At 64.5% G+C, this 24,461-nt stretch carries 26 protein-coding genes; 14 read left to right on the top strand and 12 right to left on the bottom strand.

Annotation, left to right across the window (positions count from 1 at the left end):
* The first annotated feature begins 2 nt into the window (after positions 1-2).
* From IEC33019_RS25990 to IEC33019_RS26035, 10 genes are all read left to right on the top strand, one after another.
* Positions 3-1,052, top strand: coding sequence for a hypothetical protein (locus IEC33019_RS25990; protein ID WP_070090846.1), 1,050 nt, complete (start codon positions 3-5; stop codon positions 1,050-1,052).
* A complete protein-coding gene (locus IEC33019_RS25995; RefSeq protein ID WP_070090847.1) occupies positions 1,049-3,004 on the top strand; it encodes a vWA domain-containing protein in 1,956 nt (651 codons plus the stop codon). Before IEC33019_RS25990 ends, IEC33019_RS25995 begins: the two co-directional genes overlap by 4 nt.
* Positions 3,005-3,010: 6 nt before the next feature.
* A complete protein-coding gene (locus IEC33019_RS26000; protein WP_070090848.1) occupies positions 3,011-3,709 on the top strand; it encodes an ABC transporter ATP-binding protein in 699 nt (232 codons plus the stop codon).
* Positions 3,693-4,916, top strand: a complete 1,224-nt coding sequence (locus IEC33019_RS26005; RefSeq protein WP_070090849.1) for an ABC transporter permease — start codon at positions 3,693-3,695, stop codon at positions 4,914-4,916. The genes IEC33019_RS26000 and IEC33019_RS26005 overlap by 17 nt, the downstream gene beginning before the upstream one ends.
* Positions 4,906-6,453 (top strand): formylglycine-generating enzyme family protein, encoded by a 1,548-nt coding sequence (locus tag IEC33019_RS26010; RefSeq protein ID WP_070090850.1) that lies wholly within the window; start codon positions 4,906-4,908, stop codon positions 6,451-6,453. The genes IEC33019_RS26005 and IEC33019_RS26010 overlap by 11 nt, the downstream gene beginning before the upstream one ends.
* 26 nt (positions 6,454-6,479) lie before the next feature.
* Positions 6,480-7,217 carry a hypothetical protein gene (locus IEC33019_RS26015; RefSeq protein WP_372340657.1) on the top strand — a complete coding sequence of 246 codons (738 nt, stop codon included), beginning with the start codon at positions 6,480-6,482 and terminating at the stop codon, positions 7,215-7,217.
* A 10-nt stretch (positions 7,218-7,227) separates the two neighbouring features.
* Positions 7,228-7,731: a hypothetical protein gene (locus IEC33019_RS26020; RefSeq protein WP_070090851.1), complete on the top strand. Its 504-nt coding sequence runs from the start codon at positions 7,228-7,230 to the stop codon at positions 7,729-7,731.
* Positions 7,732-7,781: 50 nt separating this feature from the next.
* The gene (locus tag IEC33019_RS26025) at positions 7,782-9,020 is read left to right on the top strand and encodes a VWA domain-containing protein (protein ID WP_070090852.1); all 1,239 of its coding nucleotides are present in this window, start codon (positions 7,782-7,784) and stop codon (positions 9,018-9,020) included.
* A gap of 8 nt (positions 9,021-9,028) precedes the next feature.
* The gene (locus IEC33019_RS26030) at positions 9,029-9,259 is read left to right on the top strand and encodes a hypothetical protein (protein ID WP_070090853.1); all 231 of its coding nucleotides are present in this window, start codon (positions 9,029-9,031) and stop codon (positions 9,257-9,259) included.
* A gap of 116 nt (positions 9,260-9,375) precedes the next feature.
* Positions 9,376-9,813 (top strand): CBS domain-containing protein, encoded by a 438-nt coding sequence (locus IEC33019_RS26035; RefSeq protein ID WP_070090854.1) that lies wholly within the window; start codon positions 9,376-9,378, stop codon positions 9,811-9,813.
* An 80-nt stretch (positions 9,814-9,893) separates the two neighbouring features.
* On the opposite strand, the gene IEC33019_RS26040 is transcribed toward IEC33019_RS26035, so the two are convergent.
* The 4 genes from IEC33019_RS26040 to IEC33019_RS26055 form a co-directional block, all read right to left on the bottom strand.
* On the bottom strand, positions 9,894-10,856 hold the full coding sequence (locus IEC33019_RS26040) for an IS110 family transposase (RefSeq protein WP_099593050.1): 963 nt from the start codon (positions 10,854-10,856) through the stop codon (positions 9,894-9,896).
* Between the two features lie 247 nt (positions 10,857-11,103).
* The gene (locus IEC33019_RS26045) at positions 11,104-11,742 is read right to left on the bottom strand and encodes an NADH:ubiquinone oxidoreductase subunit N (RefSeq protein WP_070094711.1); all 639 of its coding nucleotides are present in this window, start codon (positions 11,740-11,742) and stop codon (positions 11,104-11,106) included.
* Between the two features lie 70 nt (positions 11,743-11,812).
* A complete protein-coding gene (locus IEC33019_RS26050) occupies positions 11,813-12,055 on the bottom strand; it encodes a DUF2789 domain-containing protein (RefSeq protein ID WP_070094712.1) in 243 nt (80 codons plus the stop codon).
* A gap of 60 nt (positions 12,056-12,115) precedes the next feature.
* Positions 12,116-12,574, bottom strand: a complete 459-nt coding sequence (locus tag IEC33019_RS26055; RefSeq protein WP_043208200.1) for an aminoacyl-tRNA deacylase — start codon at positions 12,572-12,574, stop codon at positions 12,116-12,118.
* 95 nt (positions 12,575-12,669) lie between these two features.
* Between IEC33019_RS26055 and IEC33019_RS26060 the strand changes: the two genes are divergently transcribed.
* Positions 12,670-14,016: an NfeD family protein gene (locus IEC33019_RS26060; RefSeq protein ID WP_070094713.1), complete on the top strand. Its 1,347-nt coding sequence runs from the start codon at positions 12,670-12,672 to the stop codon at positions 14,014-14,016.
* Between the two features lie 2 nt (positions 14,017-14,018).
* Positions 14,019-14,771, top strand: coding sequence for a slipin family protein (locus IEC33019_RS26065; RefSeq protein WP_070094714.1), 753 nt, complete (start codon positions 14,019-14,021; stop codon positions 14,769-14,771).
* Between the two features lie 56 nt (positions 14,772-14,827).
* On the opposite strand, the gene IEC33019_RS26070 is transcribed toward IEC33019_RS26065, so the two are convergent.
* From IEC33019_RS26070 to abc-f, 3 genes are all read right to left on the bottom strand, one after another.
* The gene (locus IEC33019_RS26070) at positions 14,828-15,460 is read right to left on the bottom strand and encodes a LysE family transporter (RefSeq protein ID WP_070094715.1); all 633 of its coding nucleotides are present in this window, start codon (positions 15,458-15,460) and stop codon (positions 14,828-14,830) included.
* Positions 15,461-15,692: 232 nt separating this feature from the next.
* Positions 15,693-16,280 carry a mechanosensitive ion channel family protein gene (locus IEC33019_RS26075; RefSeq protein WP_070093897.1) on the bottom strand — a complete coding sequence of 196 codons (588 nt, stop codon included), beginning with the start codon at positions 16,278-16,280 and terminating at the stop codon, positions 15,693-15,695.
* Complete coding sequence (gene abc-f / locus IEC33019_RS26080; protein ID WP_070093896.1) at positions 16,280-18,190, bottom strand: ribosomal protection-like ABC-F family protein; 1,911 nt, start codon at positions 18,188-18,190, stop codon at positions 16,280-16,282. Before abc-f ends, IEC33019_RS26075 begins: the two co-directional genes overlap by 1 nt.
* A gap of 69 nt (positions 18,191-18,259) precedes the next feature.
* On the opposite strand from abc-f, the gene IEC33019_RS26085 reads away from it, so the two are divergent.
* Positions 18,260-18,742 (top strand): TIGR02444 family protein, encoded by a 483-nt coding sequence (locus IEC33019_RS26085; RefSeq protein ID WP_070093895.1) that lies wholly within the window; start codon positions 18,260-18,262, stop codon positions 18,740-18,742.
* Here IEC33019_RS26085 and IEC33019_RS26090 read toward each other — a convergent pair.
* Entirely contained in the window at positions 18,718-19,758 is a 1,041-nt protein-coding gene (locus IEC33019_RS26090) for an AlgP family protein (protein WP_070093894.1), read from the bottom strand. The two genes, IEC33019_RS26085 and IEC33019_RS26090, sit on opposite strands and share 25 nt — an antisense overlap.
* A gap of 224 nt (positions 19,759-19,982) precedes the next feature.
* Here IEC33019_RS26090 and IEC33019_RS26095 point away from each other — a divergent pair, with 224 nt between their 5' ends.
* Positions 19,983-20,645: an FKBP-type peptidyl-prolyl cis-trans isomerase gene (locus IEC33019_RS26095; RefSeq protein WP_070093893.1), complete on the top strand. Its 663-nt coding sequence runs from the start codon at positions 19,983-19,985 to the stop codon at positions 20,643-20,645.
* Between the two features lie 9 nt (positions 20,646-20,654).
* On the opposite strand, the gene IEC33019_RS26100 is transcribed toward IEC33019_RS26095, so the two are convergent.
* The 4 genes from IEC33019_RS26100 to IEC33019_RS27925 all read right to left on the bottom strand — a co-directional run bounded on the left by IEC33019_RS26100 (position 20,655) and on the right by IEC33019_RS27925 (position 24,420).
* A complete protein-coding gene (locus IEC33019_RS26100) occupies positions 20,655-21,125 on the bottom strand; it encodes an Rsd/AlgQ family anti-sigma factor (RefSeq protein ID WP_043213381.1) in 471 nt (156 codons plus the stop codon).
* 232 nt (positions 21,126-21,357) lie between these two features.
* Entirely contained in the window at positions 21,358-21,864 is a 507-nt protein-coding gene (locus IEC33019_RS26105) for a disulfide bond formation protein B (protein ID WP_070093892.1), read from the bottom strand.
* A 220-nt stretch (positions 21,865-22,084) separates the two neighbouring features.
* Entirely contained in the window at positions 22,085-23,323 is a 1,239-nt protein-coding gene (locus IEC33019_RS26110; RefSeq protein ID WP_070093891.1) for a heme biosynthesis HemY N-terminal domain-containing protein, read from the bottom strand.
* Positions 23,320-24,420 carry a uroporphyrinogen-III C-methyltransferase gene (locus IEC33019_RS27925; protein ID WP_070093890.1) on the bottom strand — a complete coding sequence of 367 codons (1,101 nt, stop codon included), beginning with the start codon at positions 24,418-24,420 and terminating at the stop codon, positions 23,320-23,322. The genes IEC33019_RS26110 and IEC33019_RS27925 overlap by 4 nt, the downstream gene beginning before the upstream one ends.
* Positions 24,421-24,461 lie beyond the last annotated feature (41 nt).

Below are 24,461 nucleotides of genomic sequence, written 5' to 3' on the forward strand. Positions count from 1 at the left end.
CAATGGGTATCAGAGTTGATGTGCTGCCGCTGGACGTGAACACGCCGGGCCATGGCATGCTGCGGATCGCCGGCTGGGAGGGCTCCAGCGAGGGCCTGCAATGCTCCCTGCAAAGCAACCAGACCCAGGACTTCCTGCATGAGGGCGGGCGTTGGAGCAATGTCGCCCACTGGTTCCGTCTGGAGGGCATGACAGCCGTCGAAGGCGGCAGCGCGATCGAGACCCGTATCGGCCCCAACCTGGTCAACCCGCTGCTGCAGGCCAGCGGCACGTCGGCGTTCCGCATCGAGGTGAGCAACCCCGCCACCGGTGAAAGCGCCATGCACATGGTCCGCCTGAGCCCGACGCTGGTCGCCTCGGCGGACCTCGGCCCAGCCATGCCCGCAGCGCCGGAGCCAGAGGCATCCATGCCCGTCGCGCCGCCCGCCCCTGAACCGGCCGTGGCGCCGGAACCCGAGCCCGTCGTCTCAGCCGACATTGAACCGCAGGCCCAGCCTGAGCCCGTCGCACCCGCGCCATCGGCTCCACCCGCGCCGGCCAGATCGGGAAACCGCTGGCTGCTGCCGCTGATCCTGTTGGTCCTGATCGCCGCGGCGGCTGCCGCAGCCTGGTGGTGGTTCACCCAGCGCCCGCAGCCGACCGCCGTCGAGCCGCCTGCGGCCGAGCAACCGGCGGCACCGGTTGCCGAACCGGCCATCGCCGCTGCCGCCCCGTGCACCCTGGAAAGCATGCAGGGCCAGGCCGAGCTGGCCTTCGTGCAGAGCTGCATCCAGCAAGCGCCGGACAGCGCCAAGCTGCTTGACGTGATCAACACCGCCAAGGCCAACAACCACTGCGGCGTGGCCCAGCGACTGTATGCCAATCGCGCCCAGGGCGGCGATGTGCAGATCGCCATGGCCTATGCCCATGAGTACGACCCCAAGTACCACCAGGCCAGCGAGTGCTTCAAGGCACCGGACAACGCCACCGCCGCCTACTGGTACGAAACCATCCTCGGCTTCGATGAGAACAACGCCGAAGCCAAGGCGCGCTTCGAGGAGCTCAAGCCATGAGCCTGCGCGGCCTCGGCGCCGCACTGCTGGCCCTGAGCCTGAGCCCGGCCCTTCAGGCGGCGGACAAACCGCTGCTGCAGGAGGGCAAGAAGACCCTGTTCCAGCGCGTGCTGACCACGCCGGGCTGCAAGCTCAGCGACGCCGCCGGGGCGGCGCCTGGGGCTGCGCAGCCGGCCTTCAGCCGCTTCTACGTCTACGAGCGCGCCCAAGCCGATGGCCATGATTGGCTGCGGGTCGGCCCCGACACTCAAGGCAAGAGCATCGGCTGGCTGCCAGGCGACTGCACCGTCGCCTGGAAGATGCAGCTGACCCTGGCCTTCACCAACCCGGCCAACCGCGACCGTCTGCTGTTCTTCAAGGAGCGCAACCAGCTCGAAGGCATCCTCGATGCCCCGGACCCGGTCAGCCAGGTCGCCCCGATACGCGCCAAGCTCAAGCACAACACCGAAGCCCCCGGTGTGCTGGCCCAGGAGCCAGAGTTCTTCGTCGACATGCAGAAGAACTTCTACCTGCTGCCCGTGCTCAGTGGCGAAGAGGTGATGACCGAGGAAGGCTTCCGTACCCGCATCCTCAACGTGGCCTCGGTGAGCAAGGCTCAGGGCCAGGGCACGCAGGCCCCGGGGGCTGCGGCCAGCCCGGCGACCAAGACCCAGCTCAAGGCCTTCAGCGCTGCTGTGGTCTTCGTCATCGACTCAACCATCTCCATGGACCCGTACATCGACCGCACCCGCGAGGCGATCAAACGTGTCTACGCGCAGATCGAAAAGGAAAACCTCGGTCAGCAGGTCAAGTTCGGCCTGGTCGCCTACCGCTCCAGTACCAAGGCGGTGCCAGGCCTTGAGTACGTCAGCAAGATGTACGCCGACCCCAACACCGTGAAGGATGGCGCCGACTTCCTGTCCAAGGTCGCTGACCTCAAGCAGGCGAAGGTCTCCAGCAGCGCCTTCGACGAAGACGCCTATGCCGGTGTCATGCATGCCGTGGACAAAGTCGACTGGAGCCAGTTCGGTGCCCGCTACGTGGTACTGATCACCGACGCAGGCGCCATCGATGGCGGCGACAAGCTGTCGAGCACCGGCCTGGGGGCCGAGCAGGTGAAGATCGAGGCGAGCAACCCTGGCGTCGCCCTCTACACCCTGCACCTGAAGACCCCGAGCGGCGCCAAGAACCACAGTGCCGCCGAAGCCCAGTACCGCACCCTGTCGAACTACCCCGGCACCAACACCTCGTTGTACTACCCGGTCAATGCCGGCGACGTGGAGCCCTTCGGCCGCAAGGTCGACAGCCTGGCCGCGGCCATCACCCAGCAGGTCAAGTCGGCCTACCTGGGCGAGGACGCCATCGGCAGCGCGACCAACGCCAAGGCCGATCCGGCCGACAAGAAGATGCTCGAAGACGCCGCGCTGATCGGCCATGCCATGCAACTGGCCTACCTGGGCAAGACCACCGGGACCCAGGCCCCGCCCGTGTTCCAGGCCTGGATCAGCGACCGCGACCTGATCAAGCAGAACGTGCCGACCACCGATGTGCGGGTGCTGCTGACCAAGGCCCAGCTCAGCGACCTGAGCGATGTGCTCAAGCAGATCCTGGACGCCGCCAACGAAGGCATGATTTCGCCCAGCGACATGTTCGCCCGGCTGCGCTCGGTGGCCGCGACCATGGGTGCCGACCCGAACCAGCTCAAGCAAGGCTCGACCACCCGCGTGGCCGATCTGGGCGTACTCGGCGAGTACCTGCAGGACCTGCCCTACCAGAGCGAAGTGCTCAACCTGGATGAAGAAACCTGGAAAGGCTGGGACGGCCTGGCCCAGGAAAAATTCATCCGTAACCTGAGCACCAAGCTGCGCCACTACCAGCGCTACAACGCCGACGTGGACCGCTGGGTGGCCCTGGCGCCAGGCGCCGACAGCCGCGACAACGTCTACCCGGTACCACTGGAAATGATGCCCTGACCGCCCATGCTCGACATCAAGGGACTGAGCGTGGTCCGTGGCGACGGACCACAAGCGCACCGGGTGCGCCTGGACGAACTGCATCTGCGCCCCGGCGAAGTGCGCGCGATCACCGGCGAGAGCGGCTGCGGCAAGAGCACCCTGCTCGAAGCCATCGGCCTGCTGCTCAAGCCTGAGCGACTGGCGCACTACCAGCTGGGGCCACAACGCCAGGACGTCGCCCGCCTGCTGGCCGAAGGCCGGGAGCCGGCGCTGGCCGCGCTGCGCTCACGGGCGCTGGGTTTCGTCCTACAGAACGGCGGCCTGCTGCCGTTTCTGAGCGTGCGCGAGAACATCCTCCTGCCCCGCCGCCTGCTGGGTCTTACCGCCCACAGCGCTGCAGTGGATAAAGCCATCGCCGCCCTGCGCCTTGAACCCTTGCTGGGCAAACTGCCCCAGGCCTTGTCCATCGGCGAGCGCCAGCGGGTGGCCTGTGTCCGGGCGATTGCCCATGAGCCACGTGTACTGCTGGCCGACGAGCCCACCGCGGCGCTCGACCCACACAACGCCCAGCGCCTGTTCGAGCTGTTGCTGAACCTGGTGGCCGAGCTGGGCATCGCCGCCTTGGTGGTGTCCCACGACTGGGCACTGGTCGAGCGCTTTGGCCTGCAACGCCTGGGCGCGATCAATGGCGAAGGGGAGACGCGCTTTGAACCCATGGCATAAGCGCCTTGGTCTGCTGCTGCGCTTGACCCTGGCCGACCTCTGGCACGACCGCAACGTCTCACTGTGCATGGCCGCCTCGCTGGTGGCGGTGATCGCCCCGCTGTTGCTGCTGTTCGGCCTCAAGCACGGGGTGGTCAGCCAGTTGCAGGACGAATTGCTGCGCGACCCGCGCAACCTCGAAGTGAAGATGCTCAGCAGCGGCCACTACGACCAGGCCTGGCTCGCGCGCCTGCAGCAGCGCCCCGACGTGGGCTTCGCCATCGGCCAGACCCGCTCGCTCAACACCCAAGCCGACCTGCTCGGCGAACATGGCCGCTTCGCCGACAACGTCGAGGTCATCCCTACCGCAGCCGGCGACCCGCTGCTGGCCACCGCCCTGAGCGCCTTGCAGGGCGATCAGGTGATCCTCAGCGAGCGTGCCGCGCAACGCCTGGACGCCAAGGTCGGCGGCACGGTCCGTCTGCGGGTGGCCCGGCGCCTGGACGAGGTCAACGAACGCGGCGAGCGCACCCTGCAGGTGCAGGCCATCGTCGACAACGTGCGCTTCGCCCGCCCGGCGGCATTCGTCAGCCCACAGATCCTGCTGGAGCTGGAGCACTACCGCGATGGCTACCAGGTAGCGACGCTGGGCGCCTTGACCGGGCAAGCGCTGGACGGCGTCAAGGTTGGATACGCCCGCGCCCGGGTCTATGCCAGGGACATCGACAGTGTCGCCCCGCTGGAGCGCTGGTTGAACGAGCAACGCATCGAAACCGCCAGCCGTCTGGCGGAGATCGAAAGCGTGCGGGCCATCAACCATGTGCTGGGGCTGATTTTCGGCGTCATCGCTGGCGCGGCGCTGGTCGGCTGCATCGCCTCGCTGGTCGGCGCCTTCCTGGCCAACATCGACCGCAAGCGCCGCCACCTGGCGGTGCTGCGGCTGCTGGGCTTCGGCAGCACCGCCGTGGCCGGTTATGTCGTGCTGCAAGCGCTGGTGTTGAGCCTGGTCGGCTACCTGGGCGGGCTGGGCTGCTACTACCTGGGCAGCCTGCTGTTCGACCAGTTGCTGCGCACCAGCCAGGCGACTGGCGCCTTCATTTGTCACATCACTGTCTGGCACGGCCTGGTGGCCTTGCTGCTCGCCTTCCTGGTCGCCGGCCTGGTCGCCTTGATCGGCGCTTTGCGGGCGATACGGATTCAACCTGCGGAGAGTCTGCGTGAACTCTAAAGCCTGCCGCCTGCTCCTGGCGCCACTGGGTCTCGGCTTCCTGCTGCAAGCGTCTGCGGCAAGCTGGGACGAGAAGTTCTACAACCCCATGGCCGAGGCCGACGACGTGGTCCTGCCCATGCCCTGCGATGGCGCCATGGTGTTTCGCAAGGTGCTGATCCCGGTGGCCGGGCCGCTGGACGACTACCCGATCAACATCGGCCAGGACAGCGCCGAATGGGGTTACGTGGAACAGACCCGCCCTGCGTTCATCGCCGGCAGCTTTACCAGCGCCAAGGGCGAGAAGTCGCGCTACTACCTGCTGGCCAAGTACGAGATGACCCAGCTGCAGTACCGCGCCCTGATGGACGAGACCTGCCCGACGCCTTCGAACAAGCAGCGCCTGCCGATCGTTTCGGTCAGTTGGCTCGATGCCCTGCAAGCCGCCGACAAGTACAACCGCTGGCTGCGAGCCAATGCCGCCGACAAGCTGCCTCGCGAAGACGGCGCGCTGGGCTTCCTGCGCCTGCCCACCGAGGTCGAATGGGAGTTCGCCGCCCGGGGTGGACTGCAGGTCAGCACTGCCGAGTTTCGCGACAGCCGCTACCCCATGGCCGAAGGCCTGAACGCCTACGAATGGTTCGCCGGGGCACAATCGGCCAACGGCCAGCTGCAACTGAGCGGCCTGCTCAAGCCCAACCCTCTGGGCCTGCACGACATGCTCGGCAATGCCAGCGAGATGATGTTCGAGCCCTTCCGCCTGAACAAGCTCGACCGCCAGCATGGCCAGGCCGGTGGTTTCGTGGTCCGCGGTGGCAATTACCTGACCAGCGAGGGTGAACTGCGCACCGCCCTGCGCCAGGAAGAGCCCTACTACAACGCCGAAGGCCCGGTGGCCAAGAAGACCAACGGCCTGCGTCTGGCCCTGGTCTCTCCCACCCTGACCTCGCGTGACCGGGTCAAGAACATCGAAAAAAGCTGGGCGTCCCTGGGCAACGATCAACCAGCGCCCCAGAGCAAAGACAAAGGCACAGTCAAGGCCCTCGAGGAGCTGGCCTCCGGCGTCGAGGACCAGGCGCTCAAGAACCAGCTCAAAAGCGTCGAGAACCAGCTGCGGGCCAGCAACCAGCAGCAACAGGAAGCCCGCGACCAGGCGATCCGCGCCAGCCTCAACCTGGGCGCCTTCCTCTGCACCAAGATGCTCGACGATGGCCAATACCTGGACTTCCTGCAGAAGAACTACGCCAGCAACTGCAAGACCGGCGAGGAAGACCCCACCTGCGGCATGCGCAAGACCAAGCTCGACGAACAGAGCGCGCGCCTGCACAAGCTCAGCCGCTACTACGCCAGCTCGCTGGTCGAGTCCGGCTCGCTGTATGGCCAGGACTTGCTGCAGGCGCAGGTCCCGGTGCTCGAAGGGGTGTTGACGGCCAACAAGAACCTCAAGGAACTGACCCCCTACCTGCGTACCCATTGGGCCAACCAGCAGTCGTTCCTCAAGACCCAGAAAATCGACACCACGGCATGGCTCGACAGCTGCAAAGCCGTGGCGCACTGACAACAACACCGCAAGGAATCGAAACCGTGAAGCACAGCAAACCTGGAAGAATCAGCCAGTGGATCAGCCTGGTGATGGCCGCCACCCTTGTCCTGACCGGTTGCGCCAGCACCGGCAGCTCCATGCTCGGCGGTAATGGCGGCACCACAGACCCACGCCTGACCGCAGGCAACGACGCCAAGTTCTTCAGCACCTCCGGCTACCAGGCCTGCGCCGTGGCTGCCGGTGCCGGTGTGCTGGCCTGCGCCCTGTCCAACTCCGGCAACAAGGCCGCTTGCGCCGTGGTCGCGGGCCTTGCCGCGTGCGGCGTGGCCATGGGCGCCAACTACTACCTGGACCAACGCCGCAGCCAGTACGCCGACACCACCCAGCGCCTGAACGTCATGACCACCGACGTACAGAACAAGACCGCCCAGGTCGCCGAGCGCACCAACACGCTGCAACGGGTTATCGCCGATGACAAAGAACAGATCGCGGCCATCCAGAAGGACATCCAGAGCAAGACCGTCAACAAGGCCAAGGCCCAGCAGGACATCGCCAACATCGACCAGAACATCACCCGGATGCGCAAGGACGTGACCAACATGAAGGCGACCGTCAGCGAGTTCGAAAAAGTGGCCCAACTCGAACGCCAGAGCGGCGCCAACCCCGAGGAAGTGCAGAAGGTCGAGGCAGAGATCGCCAAGATGAACGCCAAGGTCGCCTCGCTGCAGCAGGAGGTCGATGGCCTCTACAACCAGCGTTCGGCCATCACCCTGGGTTGAGGATCGGCACATGTTCGTACGTCACTGTCTGTGCCTGCTGTTGCTCGCCGGCCTGACCGGCTGCGCCACCACCGCGTCCCAATGCAAAGCCTCCGACAGCAGCGCCAGCCTGATCGGCAAGCTCAACTGCGACTACGGTGGCGGCTACGCCGACGAGGTGCGCAGCAGCGAGCAGGACCTGCGCGCGGCCCAGGAGCAGAACCGTCAGTTCAACCAGGTGTATGACGAGCTCAGCGCCCTCCAGGCCTCCACTCGCCAGGACCTGCAAACCCAGCGCCGCCAACAGGCGAGCCTCGAGCAGTCGCTCAACGGTCTGCTCGCCACGCTCAAGAAGCGCCACGCCAACAAGGCCGACGTGCAACAACAGATCGCCGGGCTCGAGCAACGCCTCAAGGCCAGCCAAGTGGCACCTGCGAGCAATGCCAGCAGTGCCCAGGTCGAAGCCCGCAAGCAGGAACTCAAGGCGCTACAGCAGCAGGTCAGCCGCCTGCAACTGAGCCTGGGTTACGAGTGAGTCCCTCTCCGGCAGCTTCGGCTGCCGGCTCTTTTTTTCAGGATACCGACATGCAACGGGTCACCCGTGACACCAGCCCGGCCCAGGATGACCCGAAGCCGTTGGAACAGGCCATGGCGATCATCGTCAGGCATTTCCCCCCGAGCATCGCGCACCTGTTCGCGACACCGCGCACCGGTCAGGACGGCGTGCGTGAATGGTGGTCGGAGCTCGAAGGTCAGCCGCGCCGCTTCCATGAGCTCGGTGCCGAGCAGCAAAGCGCCTTGCTGGCGCTGTACGAACAGCGCCAGGTCGCCGTGCGCCAGTTGATCGGCGAACTGCAGGGGCGCGGCCAGCAGGAAGAGGCCAAGGTCCTGCAGCGTCTGATCGGCCCCCCGAACCTGGACAACCTCTACAGCATCAATGGCTACCCGCTGGTGGTCCGTTGGGGCCAACCGGTACCCCCTCCCGCCGCTGCGCCCGTCCCCCCGCCGCCGCCACCGACGCCAGTGCCGGTGCGCCGCCGCTGGATCTGGCTGCCGTGGTTCCTGCTGCCGCTGCTCGGCTTGCTGCTCCTGGCCTTGGCCCTGTGGTTCGGCTGGCCCTACCTGCAACGCTGGCTGGACACCCGCCCCACGCAACCCTATGCCTGTGTCAAGGACGCCCAGGTGCAGCCGCCGGAATTCGCCGTGGTACTCGATACCTCAGGCTCGATGCGCCTGAGCGTCGAGGCCACGGCCGAAGACGAACAGTGGTTCTTCCAGTACATCAATGATCAGGCCACCGACCCGCAGCGATTGGCGCAAATCACTCGCGCGCCGGTGCGCATGGACGTCGCCAAGGCCAGCCTGACACACCTGATCGAAGACCTGCATCCGGCCATCGACATGCGCGTGGTGACCTTCGATGGCTGTCGCGCGCCCCTGGACCATGGTGTGTTCACCCCTGCCCAGCGTCCGGCGCTGATCCAGGGCATCCAGGCCCTGGAGCCCAACGATGGCACTGCGCTCAGCGCCAGCCTCGATGTGGCGGCCCGGGCCATGGATGGACGCAACCGCGACGGCATGATCGTGATGTTCGTCGATGGCCCGGACGGCTGCGGGCAGAACGCCTGCGCGGTGGCCGAACGGATCGCCCGCGAGCAACCCCGGCTGCGGGTCAACCTGATCAACATCAGTAACAACAGCCAAGCCAACTGCATCGCCGAGAGCACCGGCGGCCGGGTCTATTCGGCCGACAACGCCTCGCAGATGGCGGCCGCGCTCAAGCAGGCCAGCCAGGAGGTCTCCAGCTCGGCCAATTGTGATTAGGACGCGCCATGCAACGGGTACTACGCGACACCCGCATGGACCTGGCGAAAACCTCGCTGACCTCGGTGATCGATAACCTGGACGATGGGGTGGCCATGCGTCTGGTGACCTTCGAGGGTTGTGGCCACTGCGCGGCCAGCAACACCGGCGGGCGCGTCTACACCGCCAATGACGCCGCTGCAGTGGCCGAGGCGCTCAAGCAGGCCAGCCAGGAGGTGAGCGCGGGAGGCTGTTCCTGACACCCATGACGTTTTTCAATCGGCTCGATGCCGCTTCCTGCATTGTCGTGCAGGCTGGCGTGCCGGATGCTTTATTTACACCGACACATCGGTTTGTCCACCCAGCAGAGGCCTGTATGAAAAACGTCGAACAACTGCTCAAGACCAAGTCCCAACCTCAGACCGTCTACACCATCGGCCCTGACGACTCGGTGCTCGACGCCCTGAAGCTGCTGGCGGAAAAAAACATCGGCGCCCTGCCAGTGGTCGAGGACAACCAGGTGGTGGGCATCGTCAGCGAACGCGACTACGCCCGCAAGCTGGTGCTCAAGGGGCGCTCTTCGGCGGCAACGCCGGTGCGCGAGATCATGAGTGCGCCGGTCGTCACGGTCGAGCCCAAGCAGAACCTGGAGTACTGCATGAACCTGATGACCAACCGCCATCTTCGCCACCTGCCGGTGGTCAGCAACGGCGAACTGCTCGGCCTGCTGTCGATCGGTGACCTGGTAAAAGAAACCATTGCCGAACAGGCCAACCTGATCGCGCAGCTGGAGCAGTACATCCGCGGAGATTGATACCCGGTCCATCGCAGGCTTCGCCAACGCCCACCAGGATTGCGCCGCGCTCAAGACCTGCGCAATCCCTGTGGGAGATTCTATGGTTGAGGGCAAAGCTTTTTTGCCCCTTTGCTGACGTATTCGCCTTGGGTCTTCATCAAGGCGAATGCAACTCTGGCGAGCTTGCGTGACAAGATAACCAGGGCCTGAGTCGTTGCCTTACCTGCCCGGCGATAGTGCTCGTAGACGTCTTTCCAGGCCGCAGACCTACTGGCCGCCATGGCGGCGTTATGCAGTAATCGACGGATCTCTGAACAACCCCGCTTGGTCAACCGTCGACGTCCGGCCTTTTGGCCGGAATCTGCAACTTTCAGGTCCATGCCTAGAAAAGCGATGTATGAATCACTGTTCTTGAATTCGCCCCGAATAAATGCGGTGACGAGGGCAACAGCGGTCAGGAAGCCAATCCCTTCAACTTTCTGACAGCGGGCGACTTGTTCGGCTAGGCCAGCCTCTTTTACCAAGACCTTCAGGCGTTTCTGGATCAGAAGATCAAGCGACTCGAAGTGCTTGGCAAAGCTGTTGAACGCCTCTTTGAGCGACATTTCGTTGCCCCAGCTCTGGGTCAGGCTTGTCCGCGCCGAAACCAGCGCTGCTCTGCGCCGGAGCAGGCTCTGGAGCTTGCCGTAGACAGCTGGAGGGGGCGACCAAGGACGAAGAGCACTGCCCTCGCGATCCAGGAAGCGAGCCAGCAGGCAGGCATCGGACGCATCGGTTTTAACGCGTCCGCCAACGCCCTTGCGGTAGTTGCTGAGTTGAAACCCGTCGACGACATAGACGGCGAAGCCCTTTTCGTATGCCATCTCAACCAGGTCCAGATGGTAAACATTGGTAGCTTCAACGCAGATAGCGGTATTGGCCGGCTGAAGTGCCAGCCACTTTTGGATTTCAGGCTTGGTGTTTCTAACGGTCTGCTGTTGGGCGGAGTCTTCGTAATAACAGACCAGCTCAGCCTTGGCGACATCGATGCCGATGATGAAATTGTCTACTCGCATTGCCATCGCCTGAACTCCCACGGTATGGTTTTTGAACTCGGAGGGGTTTCACCAAGAGGCGCTGGCTTGCTTCTATCGTCGTTTGCAAACGATGCATTCTTTATCGGCGCTTTGGTGAAGGGGTGGGGCGATGTCTCCCACGGTCTGTACTGCGCCTAACAGTCAGAATCGGTTTGTTCGTCCCACCACCCCTTCGAGTATCACCATACAAGCGGCTTCACCCGCGAATTGGCCGCGCAGCGGCCCCATGCACCTAGTGGTAAGCGCGCTCCAGCTCATCCAACTGGTGGTCGAAGCTGCGCAGGCGCGCTGACCAGGTGTACACCAGCACCTCAAGGTCGCGATTGAGCACCGCAGTGTTGCCGCCATCGCGGCCCTGGGGGTCGCACAGGTCCAGCTGATAGCGCTCGCGAGCCATGGCCGTGGCCACGCTGGAAAGGTCACGGGCGTTGGCCAGCCAGCGGTGTTGATGGTCACGGATCTCGCGGTCCAGCTCCCGGCACTGACGCTTTAGCGCGTCCAGGCTCTGCTCCAGTGGCGTGCCCTTGAGCTCACCCATGACCTCCTCGAAGGTCCGCCCGGAATGCCAGTAGCTTCCCCAGAAATAGCGATCAAATACCGTCTCTACCCGACGCAAGGCGACCTTGGTGTTCCAGATGGTCACCAGCGTATGACCCTGGATCACCTCGCGCTTGTTCAGGCGCAACTGCTGCCAGGCGATCCAGGCCAGCGCGCAGAGCGCCACCGCCGCCGTGATGGCGGCTGCGGCATACATGAACTGCAGCGCATGGTCCATGGAGTGGACATGACGGATGCCGTAGAAATAACCGGCCGTCAGCGTGCCCAGGATCGTCACGGAGCACCAGAAACCTGATGCGTAGGGATCTTTCATCGCGCTATCCCCTGTTGTTTTACCTGAGCATAGCAACGGCCAATTCACCCATCAGGTGCCACTCGGCGCTTTATTTGCGGGGGCGGCGCAAGGCCTCGTTGAGTTGATCGAACGGCACGGCCCAATCGGCGTCCTCTATCACGCTCTCTTTGAGAAAGGCCCGCTGGGCCTCGCTCCAGAACGGCGCATCCACCAGCTTGATCTCGTTCTTGAGCGGTGAATGGGTGGTGATGAACTTGTCGATGCTCTCGGCATCGTCCGCCAGCCCCAACTGCTTGAACAGTTCGGCGAACGGATGGTTCGGTGCTTCCATGGTGCCTCCTCGAGCCGGGCGGCCGTCCACGACGCCAGCCCGGCAGTGGGTTGATGGTCATCAGCACAGTTCGCGCACTTCGGCACGCGGAACCAGCTTCAGGTATTGCTCCATGCTCATGTGGATCAGGTGATCGTGATCCCCCGCCTCCAGGTAGACATCGCCCTGGCGGGTTAGGCTCGGGTCGAGCAGCATTTTTATGTCATAGGCATCGCCCAGTGCCGGCACGGCGCCGCGCTCGCAGTCGCCGAACAGGCTCGGCAGGCCGCTTTCACGGGTCAGTTGCCAGGCGCCGGACATGCGCACTTTGCTCATGTCCAGATGGCGGTTGGCCGGTAGCACGGCCATGATGTAGTTGCCATGCCGGTCATCGAGCATCACCGACTTGGCGACCCGCTCGGCGGGTACGCCGGCCGTGCGCGCCGACTCCAGGCTCGTGGCCGAGTGAGGATGGGGAATGATGTCGTAGTCGCAGTTCGCCTTGTCCAGGCGCTGCTGCAGGGTTTTAGCCATACGCATGATGCACCTCCGGTTTACCCCCATCTGGAAGTTTAGGCCGAGGTCCGGCTAGCACGACTAAACTTCAGTGACAGGCCCGGACAAGGTGACGACAGGTGATCGCTCGTGGCTGGTGCTGGCTGCTGCTGACGCTCGTGCTCGGCATGGTTCCGAGCGGCTTGGCGGTGCCCGGTAGCAGCGTCTGGCTGCTGGACATCGATGACGCCATCGGCCCAGCCAGCGCCGATTACCTGATACGCGGCCTGGAACAGGCGCAGGCGCAGAACGCGCAACTGGTGGTGATCCGCCTGGACACGCCCGGCGGGCTGGACAGCGCCATGCGCCAGATCATCAAGGCGATTCTCGCAAGCCCCGTGCCCGTGGCCAGCTTCGTCGCCCCCAGCGGCGCCCGGGCGGCCAGCGCCGGCACCTATATCCTCTATGCAAGCCACGTGGCGGCCATGGCGCCAGGAACCAACCTGGGTGCCGCGACGCCAGTGCAGATCGGTGCGACCCCACCGGGCAAGCCCGACGCCGACAAACCCTCACCGGACGACCCTCTGGCGCGCAAGCAGGTGAACGATGCCGCGGCCTACATCCGCGGCCTGGCTCAACTGCGCGGGCGCAACGCCGACTGGGCGCAGAAGGCCGTGCGCGAAGCCGTGAGCCTGTCGGCCAGCGAGGCGCTGCACCTTAACGTCATCGACCAGATGGCCAATGACCTGCCACAACTGCTGAACCAGCTCGACGGCAAGACCCTCGTCGCCGCCGGCCAGCCGCGCCAGTTGCAAACGGCCGACGCCGTGATCATTGAGCACCTGCCCGATTGGCGCACCCGCCTGCTGGCGGTGATCACCAACCCCAGCGTGGCGCTGATCTTGATCATGATCGGTATCTACGGCCTGTTATTCGAATTCATGAGCCCTGGCTCAGGGGTTGGCGGGGTGATCGGCGGCATCTGCCTGCTGCTGGCCTTGTACGCCATGCAGTTGCTGCCGGTGAGCTATGCAGGCATGGCGCTGATCCTGCTGGGCGTGGCGTTCATGATCGCCGAGGCATTCCTGCCGAGCTTCGGTGTGGTCGGTTTTGGCGGCATCGTCGCGTTCGTGGTCGGTGCGGTCATCCTCATAGACACCGACGCGCCCGGTTTCGGCATCCCCCTGGCGCTGATCGTCGCCTTGGCGGCGGTCTCGGCGCTGCTGCTCGGCGGGGTGCTGGGCATGGCCCTGAAGGCCCGACGACGGGCCTTGGTCAGCGGCGACGCGGGGCTGGTAGGCAGTCTGGTCACGGTGACCCAGGTGATGGCAGGCAACCCGTTCTGCGGCTCGGTACAGGCCCAGGGCGAACAATGGCAAGTCCAGTGCGCGACCCCGTTGCAGCCTGGGCAACAGGTGCGCGTGACGGCCCGCCATGGCGTGATGCTGGAGGTCAGTGCCACCGCGCCCGCCGCGCAAGGAGAGTGATGATGTTCGTTCAATTCGGTTTTGGCGCCTTGCTGGCGGTGGTCGGCCTGTTATTGCTGTCGGCCCTGCGTATCCTGCGCGAGTACGAGCGGGGCGTGGTGTTCCAGCTGGGCCGCTTCTGGCAGGTCAAAGGGCCGGGCTTGATCATTCTGATCCCGGGAATCCAGCAGATGGTGCGGGTGGACCTGCGCACCGTGGTACTCGACGTACCGCCCCAGGACGTGATCACCCGCGACAACGTCTCGGTCAAGGTCAACGCCGTGCTGTACTTTCGTGTGCTCGATCCGCAGAAGGCGATCATCCAGGTCGAGGATTTTCTCGGTGCCACCAGCCAACTGGCCCAGACGACGCTGCGTGCGGTGCTCGGCAAACATGAGCTGGACGAACTGCTGGCCGAGCGCGAACAGCTCAACTCGGACATCCGCCAAGTGCTCGACGCCCAGACCGATGCCTGGGGCATCAAGGTCGCCAACGTCGAGATCAAGCATGTCGACCTCAACGAGTCGATGGTGCGTGCCATCGCCCGCCAGGCCGAGGCCGAGCGCGAACGGCGGGCCAAGGTGATCCATGCCGAGGGTGAGCTGCAGGCTTCGGAAAAACTGATGCAGGCGGCGCAGATGCTGGGCAAGGAGCCGGGGGCGATGCAACTGCGCTACATGCAGACTCTGGGGACGATTGCCGGGGACAGGAGCTCGACCATCGTGTTCCCGCTGCCGGTGGACTTGCTCAAGGGGTTGGTCGATAAACCGCGTTGACCTCTGCCGCAGGCGCCCACACGCTCAGCGACGAGCCTGTGGGGCCGGCGAAAGGTTCAGACCGGCGCACGGCGCAGGGTGGCCAGAAACGCCGCCGCGCCGATGAACAAGCCGGCAAACGTGCGGTTCATGCGCTTTTGCTGCTTGGGCGTGCGCAGCAGCCGCAGCACGCGGGCCGCAAGGCCCGTGTAGCCTGCCATGACCAGCATGTCCACGGTGATCATGGTGGCGGTGATAGCCAGGTACTGAGGCACCAGCGGGGCATGAGGGTTGATGAACTGCGGCAGCACCGCAAGCATGAACACCAGCGCCTTGGGGTTGCTGACGTTGACCAGGAAGCCGCGGAACACCAGGCTCATCGGCTTGCCGATCGGCCGCACGCCCGAGGGGTCGCTCATGTCCATGGGCAAGGCGCGCCACTGTTTGTACGCCAGGTACACCAGGTAGGCGACACCGAACCATTTGATGAGCTGGAAGGCGGTGGCCGAGGCGGCGAGAATGGCGCCCACGCCAGCGGCGATGACGGCGATCTGAACGATCAGCCCCAGTTGCAGGCCCAGGGCGTTCCAGTACCCACGCCAGAACCCGTACTGCAGCCCGCTGGACATCGAGGCGATGGCCCCGGCACCCGGCGACAGGCTGATCACCCAGCACGCGGCAAAGAAGGCCAACCAGGTTTCCATCGACATCGCACACCTCGCTCGAACATTTGTTGCAAAACGTTAAGCTAAGGGGTTGGTGAAAAAATCACCAGCGATTTTTTGTGGTTTATTTCAGGGCTGGCGCTGGCTGCTTCGCGGGTAAACCCGCTCCTACCGAGCTCATCCTGGGGCCTAATCGCAGGTACATCGGCATTGTTGGAGCACCGGTAAACCTTGTGGGAGCGGGTTTACCCGCGAAGAAATCAACACCGTCAGCGGCTCAATCCGCCTCGACCGACTCGCCTTTGGACACGGCCACCACCTCGGTCCCCCGCCAACGGCGCACCGCTTTCTGGAAGAACTGACTGTTCGGCACCTGCACCAGCGCCCCGCCCGCCTCGGGCGTTTCCATCAGGGTCGTGTAGAGCAGGTTGATGGCGATCACCCGGCCTTTGACCCCCGGCTTGTCGAGGGTGTCCACCAGCTCCACCACATCACCGATGCGAAACGGCCCAACGGTGAAAATCAGCACCGCACACAGCAGGTTGGAGAGCACGCTCCAGATAGCGAAAAACGCGACTGCTGCCACCGCGACGAAGCCTGACAGCGCCGTCCACAGCACCGTGGCCGAAACGCCCATGCGCTCCAGCACGAACAACAGTGCACTGCCCATGATCAGCCAGCGCAGACCACCGCGCACCGGTACCAGCAGCTCTGCCGGCAGCGGGTAGCGGTTGCCCAGCCGACTCAGCCCCCGCGCGATTACACGCTGCAGGATGAACGCAGCGATCAGGATCAGCAGGATCTGCAGCCCGAGCCAGAACGCGTCCATCCATTGCCCTGGCAGCAGCGAACGCAGCTGCTCCATCAGGACAACGCCTCCAGCTCGGCCTGCATGGCCTCGAGGGTTTCCAGCGCTTCCATCCAGGCTTCTTCAAGCTCGCCCTCGCGCTGCTTGAGCTTGGTCTGGCGGGCCAACAGGTCACGCAGTTCGTCCTTGCGGGACGCTTCGTACAGGCCGCCGTCGCCCAATGCCGTCTCGATCTCGGCCAGTTGCCCATGCACCTGGTTCAGCTCGGTTTCGAGCTTTTCGGCGGCGCGCTTGTGAGGCGCCAATTGCTGGCGCAAGGCCGCGGCGGCCTGGCGTTGGGCCTTCTTGTCAGTCTTGTCCGGGTTGGCCGGGGCGTTGCTGACCGGAGCACTGCGTTGGCGATAATCGATCAGCCAGCGGCTGTAGTCGTCCAGATCACCGTCGAAGGCCTCGACCTTGCCATCGGCCACCAGCAGGAAGTCGTTGGTGGTGCTCTTGAGCAAGTGACGGTCGTGGGAAACCACCACCACCGCGCCACTGAACTCTTGCAGGGCCATGGTCAGTGCCAGGCGCATCTCCAGGTCCAAGTGGTTGGTCGGCTCGTCGAGCAGCAGCAGATTCGGGCGTTCCCAGGCAATCAACGCCAGGGCCAGGCGCGCCTTTTCACCGCCGGAGAAGTTCACCACCGGCTCGTCGACACGGTTGCCATGGAAATCGAACCCACCGAGGAAATCGCGCAGGGTTTGTTCGCGCTCAGCCGGTGCGATGCGCTGCAGGTGCAGCAAGGGGCTGGCCTTGTCGTCCAGGGAGTCGAGCTGGTGCTGGGCGAAGTAGCCCACCGCCAGGTTCTCACCCCGCACCAGGCGCCCGCCAATGGGTTCGAGCTCACCGGCGAGGTTCTTGATCAGGGTCGACTTACCGGCGCCGTTGGGGCCCAGCAGACCGATGCGCGCACCGGGCGCCAGTTGCAGCTTGACCTTCTCCAGGATCGCTTTGTCGCCATAGCCCAGACGGCCTTCGGCAAGGTCCAGCAGCGGGCTGGAAATTTTCTCCGACTCGCGGAAGACGAAGTCGAACGGCGAGTCCACATGGGCGGCGGACAGCTCCTCCATGCGCTCCAGGGCCTTGATCCGGCTCTGCGCCTGACGGGCCTTGGTGGCCTGGGCGCGGAAACGGGCGATGTACTTCTCCATGTGCGCACGGCGGGCCTGCTGCTTCTCATAGGCCTGTTGCTGCTGCGCCAGACGCTCGGCACGGGTGCGTTCGAAGGCGCTGTAGCCGCCTTTGTAGAGGTTGAGCTTGCGCTGCTCGACATGCAGCACGTGGTCGACTACGGCATCGAGGAAGTCGCGGTCGTGGGAAATCAGCAGCAGCGTGCCCGGATAGCCCTTGAGCCAATCTTCCAGCCAGAGGATCGCGTCCAGGTCCAAGTGGTTGGTGGGCTCGTCGAGCAGCAAGAGGTCGGACGGGCACATCAGGGCCTGGGCCAGGTTCAGGCGCATCCGCCAACCGCCGGAGAAGTCGCCAACGCGCCGGTCCATCTGCTCGGTGGTGAAGCCCAGACCTGCCAGCAGCTTGCGCGCGCGGGCATCGGCGGTATAGCCGTCGGCGCTGTCGAGCTCACTGTGCAGGCGCGCCACGGCAGTGCCGTCGTGGGCCGCCTCGGCAATGGCCAGGTCAGCCTGGATCTTGCGCAGGCGCACATCGCCGTCGAGCACATAGTCCACCGCCAGGCGATCGAGGGTATCGACCTCCTGACGCATGTGGGCGATGCGCCAGTCGCCAGGCAGTTGGCAATCGCCAGCATCGGGCGACAGCTCACCACGCAGCAAGGCGAACAGGCTGGATTTTCCGGCGCCGTTGGCGCCGATCAGGCCGGCTTTGTGACCGGCGTGCAGGGTCATCTCGGCGCCTTCTAGCAAGCGCTGCGGACCACGCTGTAAAGTGAGATTCGATAGTCTGATCATGATGGTCGCGGAGTCTATCAGCTTCCCTTCAGGGCACACAGGCCACCTTGACCACTGGCGAGTCCGAACATGCAAAACGAATTGTGGAACCACGCCCTGGCCCTGTATCGACGGCCCGGGGTCGAAGCGGCCTGCCTCGCGCTGCAAGGGCTGGGGGCTGATGTCTGTCTGCTGCTTTGCGGGACCTGGCTGCAAGCCCGCCATGTCGCACCCGATGCCACGCGCGCGGCCGCGCTACGGGCCATTGCCGGCCCATGGCAGCAGCAGGTCGTGGTTCCGCTGAGGGTGTTGCGTCAACAATGGCGCGAAGCGGCGCAAGGCGATGCGCGACTGGCGTCGCTACGTGAGCAGGTCAAGGGATTGGAGCTGGAAGCCGAGCGCACCGTGCTGGCGCGCCTGCAGGCGTGTGCGGGGAGCTGGCCGGCGGACTCGAACGGCCCGCCAGGTGACTGGCTGCAGTGGCTGGTTCCCGAGCAAGCCCGCGACCACGACGCGCTGCGAGAGCTGCGCGTCGCGGCCGATGGGCTTCAGGAGGCCGAAGGAGCCGACTGAGCCGGCGTGCTGGCCGGGGCCGGCGATGCGGCGGCGGGCGCTGCCGAGTTGGTCGCTGGCGCTGGGCTGCTGGTCACCGGTGCGGCGGGCTTGGTTTGCGCAGGCTTGCTGACGGCAGGCTTGGCAGCCGTTGGTTTGGCCGGGGCCTTGCGAGCAGCTGGCTTGGCAGCAGTGGCCTTGGTTGCCGCTGGCTTGGCGGTAGTGGCCTTGGCTGCGGCCTGTTTGGCTGCGGGCTTGGTGGCTGCAGGCTTGGCGGCTGCAGGCTTGGCCGCTGCGCCTTTGGCAGCAGGCTTGGCGGCGGCCGTCTTGGTCGCAGCCGGCTTGGCAGCGGCCTTGGCAGCAGCAGGTTTTGCGGCCGGTTTGGCTGCGGCAGTACGGGCAGCAGTCGGTTTGGCTGCGGCCTTGGCCGGGGCCTTGGCTGCAGGCTTGGCAGCGACTTTGACCGGCGCTTTGGCCGCAGGCTTGGCAGCCGCTTTCACGGGTGCCTTAGCAGCGGATCTGGCAGCGCCAGCCTTGGCAGCAGCGGGTTTAGCGGCGGGTTTTGCAGTCGCCTTGGCAGCCGGACGGGCAGCGGCCTTGGTCGCAGCCGGCTTGGCCGGGGTCTTGGCAGCGGTCGTGCGCTGAGCGAGCGCCTTGCTGGCGGCCTCGCGCACTTTGCCCACGCCCTGGGCCAGTTTCAGGCTTTCCTGGGCATCGCGTTTTAGTTGCTGAATATAAGTGCGGGTCTGCGTTTGACGGTCTTTGAGCGAATCAAGCAGCTCTTCAAGTTCGCCAGAGACTTTTTGCGCTTTGCTCTGAGCCTTGGCTTTACCGGCCTTGGCGGCGTCCTGCAACTTCAGACGTGCGTTGTGCAGTTTTTCCTGGGCTTTGCCACGCTGTTTTTCCAACTTGGCCAGCAGTTTCTCGGCATCCGCCAGCGCTTGCGAGCAGGCATCTTCCAAATGTTCGAGCAGACTACCCGAAAGTTGCTGGAGCAGGTGCAACGGCGTACTGACTGGCTTCTTCTTGGCCGACATGGTTTACCTCCTGGCTGACGAGATTGCGGCTCATACTATGCTTCTGCTGCTACCGCCGCTAGGGCATGTGGACAGTATTGTTGGCGCCGCGTTTCATGCCTGGGCAAAGTTGTAGTCTTGCAGCTCGGTGCAAGTGTAGTTGCCCAATAAAGTGTTGCTGATATTTACACATCTTCGACCCACAAGGCTGGCATACTTTGCGCTCACCGCAGCGGGAGTTGACCGTGCCTCGTTACCTTATTCTCGCCCTGTGTCTGGCAACGCCTATGGCCTGGGCCAATCCTGAAGCGACCCCCTCCAAGCACGACCTGGCCTACAGCCTCGGCGCCAGCCTGGGTGAGCGCCTGCGTGACGAAGTGCCCGGCCTAGAGCTCGATGCCTTGGTCGAAGGCCTGCGCCAGGCCTATCAAGGCCAGCCCCTCAAGCTCGACAAGCCGCGCATGCAAGCCATCCTCCAGCAGCACGAGGAACAGGCCAGTGCGGCCGCGGAACAAGCCCAGGTCGACAAGAGCCTGGCCGCGGAAAAACGCTTCCTGGCCAACGAGCGCGCACGTACCGGCGTCCATGAGCTGCCCGAAGGCATTCTCTACACCGAGCTGGCAAACGGCACGGGTAGCTCACCCAAAGCCGGTGGCAAGGTACAGGTGCGCTACACAGGAAAGCTGCCAGACGGCTCGGTGTTCGATCAAAACCAGCAGCCCCAATGGTTCAACCTGGACTCGGTGATCGAAGGCTGGCGAGTGGCATTGCCGCACATGAAGGCCGGGGCGAAGTGGCGGCTGGTGATCCCATCGGCACAAGCCTATGGAGCCGAAGGTGCGGGCGACCTGATTGCGCCCTACACCCCCCTGGTCTTCGAAATCGAACTGCTGGCGGTGGCCGACTGACGCCTGCCCTCAGGCTTGCACCGCGCCCTCTTCCTTGTGCGCGTTGTGCAGCACCTCGATCAGGCAGTCCTCAAGCTCGAAGCGCTCATGCAGTAGGCTGCCGAGCTCGCCCAGTTTCTTGGAGAACCGCTCGGGGTCCTTGCACTCGCCCTTTTCGCAATGGTCATTGAAGGCCAATGCAATCTGGGTGATGTCGTTGATCCGTGGATTGATCTGTTCGGCGAGCTGCAGGGCACCTTCGTCACCGAACGCCTTGGCTTCCGTGACCAGTTGCTCGCTCACTTCGAAATGCCACGCCGAAACATAGTCGACCAGCACCGCGCAGAAATCGCGGTTCTTGTCCTTGTCGGCGAAGGCCGGTTTGGCGTCACGCAAGGCGCGGAAGGCCTGGACCAGCTCCGCCCGCTCCTGGAGCCAACGGTCGATCAGCTTGTGAACCCCACCCCAGCGTTCCTGAGCGTTCTGACAACTATCGAGCATGGCGATCTCTTCCCTTCTGGGTAGATGCCGCTGCACCTCGTGCGCTAATACCGCGGCACAAAGGTGACATCAGCAGGACGGCATCGAGCAGTTGTGTTTTCGGTATGCGTGCTGCGAGATTATTCCCGCACGTGCTGGGCTTCAAGGTACGCAGTGGACAAAGTTCATACAAGTGTTTAATACCCGGGTAGGGCACCGCTGGTCGTGCGATCCCGAGACGATTTGCCGTGGATCAAGCTTTGCCGAGTTGGCGCATGCGGTAGCCCAGCAACCAGCTCAGTGGGAGGGCCGATAGCGACAGGAACGCCAGCAGGCTCCACTCGGGCAAGGTCAGGTCGATGAAGCTCCAGGTCAGCGAGGTGCAGTCGGGGCCGCCCAGCACCAGCATCCTCAACGCTTGGTCCCACGACTGCTCCAGCATCCACCTGAACGGCATCTGGCAGGCGTCGGCTGTAAGACCCGCACCTTGTAGCCAGACATGCCTGGATGCCAGCAGCGCTCCACTCACCGAGCAACCCAATGCCAGCGCCGCGTAGTTGCGCTTGCCGACCATGCCCGGCGAGTGCAGCACAGCGCATACGCTCACCCCTGCGTACAGCCCGAGCAGCAAGCGCTGACTGAAGCACAGGGAGCAAGGCACCAGGCCAAGGGTGTTTTCAAGACAGAACGAGGCAAGCAGGACCGCCGCCGAGGCGAAACCGCCAATGAGAAAAAAGGTGCGCAAGCGGGCCGGCAGCATGAGCGAGTAGGTCCCGGGTCAAATGAAGTAGCCCGGAACGGTAGTGGAAAGAGGCGCTTTGTTTCAAGGCGCTACAGGAGAGACAACTCCCTGATTGAAAAAGGAAAGTCTGCAACTTTGAGTAGGAGATTTCCGAAGAGCGCTAGCGTAAATCCCGTCAACCTAACAAGAGAAGTTACAGCGCCAGGTACCCACGGCTCGGCGTGGGTACCTGGTTCGGTCAGGCTCGCACGCCCTCGGGCAACGGCAAGGCCAACAGGCGCTCATCCAGCAGGCCCAGGCCCTCCTGGAACAACTGGTTGCTGCGCTCGGTCTCACCCAGCCCAGCCAGCAGGCGGGCAAGCTCCGCACAGGCCTCCGGATTGCGCTCCATGCGCAGGCTGCTTTCGAGGTAATCCCGCGCTTTGCCCCACAAGCGGTTCTGCAGGCTCAGGCGACCCAGGGTGAGCAGCAGGCTCGGATCCTGCGGATGATCCTTGAGCCAGCCTTCGGCGGTTTGCAACTGACGGGCCGGATCATCGCCGCGCACCAGACCATACAGACGAGCCAGATGGCTTTCGTATTGACGCTTGAGCGCCGTGCGCAGCACCTGTTCGGCTTCCCCCTGGGCTCCGAGCTGGCGCAGCTGTTCGGCGTAGGCCGAGACCAATTGCGCTTCTTGGCGTTGGGCGGCGGTGAGCTGTTGCCAGGCCCGCTCCAAGGCTTGGCGGGCAGCCTGGGCATCTTCCCCGCGGGTCGCCGCCAGGCCAAGGTTCTGACCCCAGGCGCGTTGTTCCAGATCGGCGAGCTCCTTGGCTGGCAGCACCTTGCCCTTGCGCAGCTCCGGCAGCAGGCGGATCAGGGCCGACCAGTCGCCTTGCTCCACATGCAGGCGATACAGCAAGCGCAGCACCTGGTTGTTGTGAGGGTGACGCTCCTGCATCGCCAGCAGGGTTTCATGGGCACCGCCGATGTCGCCGCGGTCCATCTGCAATTGCGCATGGGTCAGGGCGATGGCCAGCTCGGCCTGAGGCTGTCGCTCCAGGGCGCGCTCGAGCAGATTGTCGCTGTCTTCGGCACGACCCAATTCATTGGCGGCGCGGGCAGCGCCAAGGTAGTAGAGCAACGGCTGGCGCTCAGCCTCGGCGGCGCGATGCAGATGACGCTGGGCACTGGCCCAGCGGCCCTCCGCCAGGTCCAACTGCCCTTGCTCGATGGCGATGCGGGTACGACGGCTACGATTGCGCCGCGACCACGGGTTGACCACGCCGCTCGACGTCAGCACCAGGCCGATCAGGTAACGCACCAACCAGAGCACCACGACAATGGCGACCAGCGCCGCCAATGCCGCCCACAGCCCGGACTGATAACGGAAGCCACCATAGGCGACCAGCACATAGCCGCTGTGCTTGGCGACCGCGATGCCCAGTGCCGCGGCTACCACGATGGCCAGCACCGCCAGCAGGTAGACACGCTTCATGGCTTGCCCCCTTCGGCTTCGGCCGGCAGGTGGCGACGCTGGATGTACGCCTGCACGGCGGCCAGGCTCTCGGACAGGTCAGGCGTGACCACCGAGACCGGTTGCTCGGCCAGTTCGTTGAGGCTGGCGAGCATGGCCTTGCTCTGCGGGTTGTCGGCATTGAAATTGGCCAGCAGCACGCTACGGGCATCGTCCAGGGCCTGGGTATAGACCTTGGCTTCGCCATTGAGTGCTGCCCACTGTGCCTGCTCGATGGTCAGGCTCAGCGCAAGGCGCAACTGGTTGAGCGATTGCCCGGATAGCAGCGGCCGTACGTTGTCGTCGGCGTTGAACTCGATCTGGAAGTACTTGGAGATCTCCGCCCACCACTGGGACAGCCGGCTGGCACCATCGCCATCGGCGGTCAGGGCGCCCAGGGCATCGGCCTTGGTTTCGAATTCAGGCGATTGAGCGCTGAGCTGCTGGACCAACTCGCGCTGGGCAGCAAGCTTGAGGAACAGGCCAGTGCGGTCCGGCTGCTCGGTGCTGTTGAGGGTCGCGAGGCTACGCGCCAGCTGTTCGCGGGCAGCGAAGGCCCCTGGATCGCTTTGTTCGCGAAGAATCTCGTCCGCCCCCTCGACCAAGGCCTTGGCGCTGGCGATGTCCTGTAGCGCAGAAAGGCGCAGGGTCGCCAGGCGCAGCAGGTGCTCAGCCTCGGCCAGGCGCCACTCCTTGCGGCTCTCGCCCAGTATGGTTTCCAGGCGCTGGCTGAGGCGTTGCTGGTCGCCCTGCAGTTGCGCCACCAGGCGACGGCGATCTTCGAGCTCGCTGGCCGCCGGCAGGGTGGCCAGTTGCGCGCTGATCTGCTGCTCGCGTTGCTGCAACGTCTCGGTGCGCTCGTTCAGGGCCTGCAGGTGCTGGCCCTGGCCTTGCTCGCTGCCTTGCAGCTGACGGACCTGCCAGACTCCCCACCCGCCGACAGCGACCCCAGCCGCACCGAGCAGCAGGGCCAACAATGCCAGGCCGTTGCCAGAGCGCTTGGCAGGCGTGACGGAGGTGGATTCCGGCGCCTCGGACGCCGTGGGTTGTTCGTTATTGGACAAGACAGTTTCGCTCACGTATCCATCCTTTGCATGGGGGCGCGTCGCATTGAGCTTAG

The organism is Pseudomonas putida, from assembly GCF_002741075.1.
GTDB classification, from domain to species: domain Bacteria; phylum Pseudomonadota; class Gammaproteobacteria; order Pseudomonadales; family Pseudomonadaceae; genus Aquipseudomonas; species Aquipseudomonas putida_T.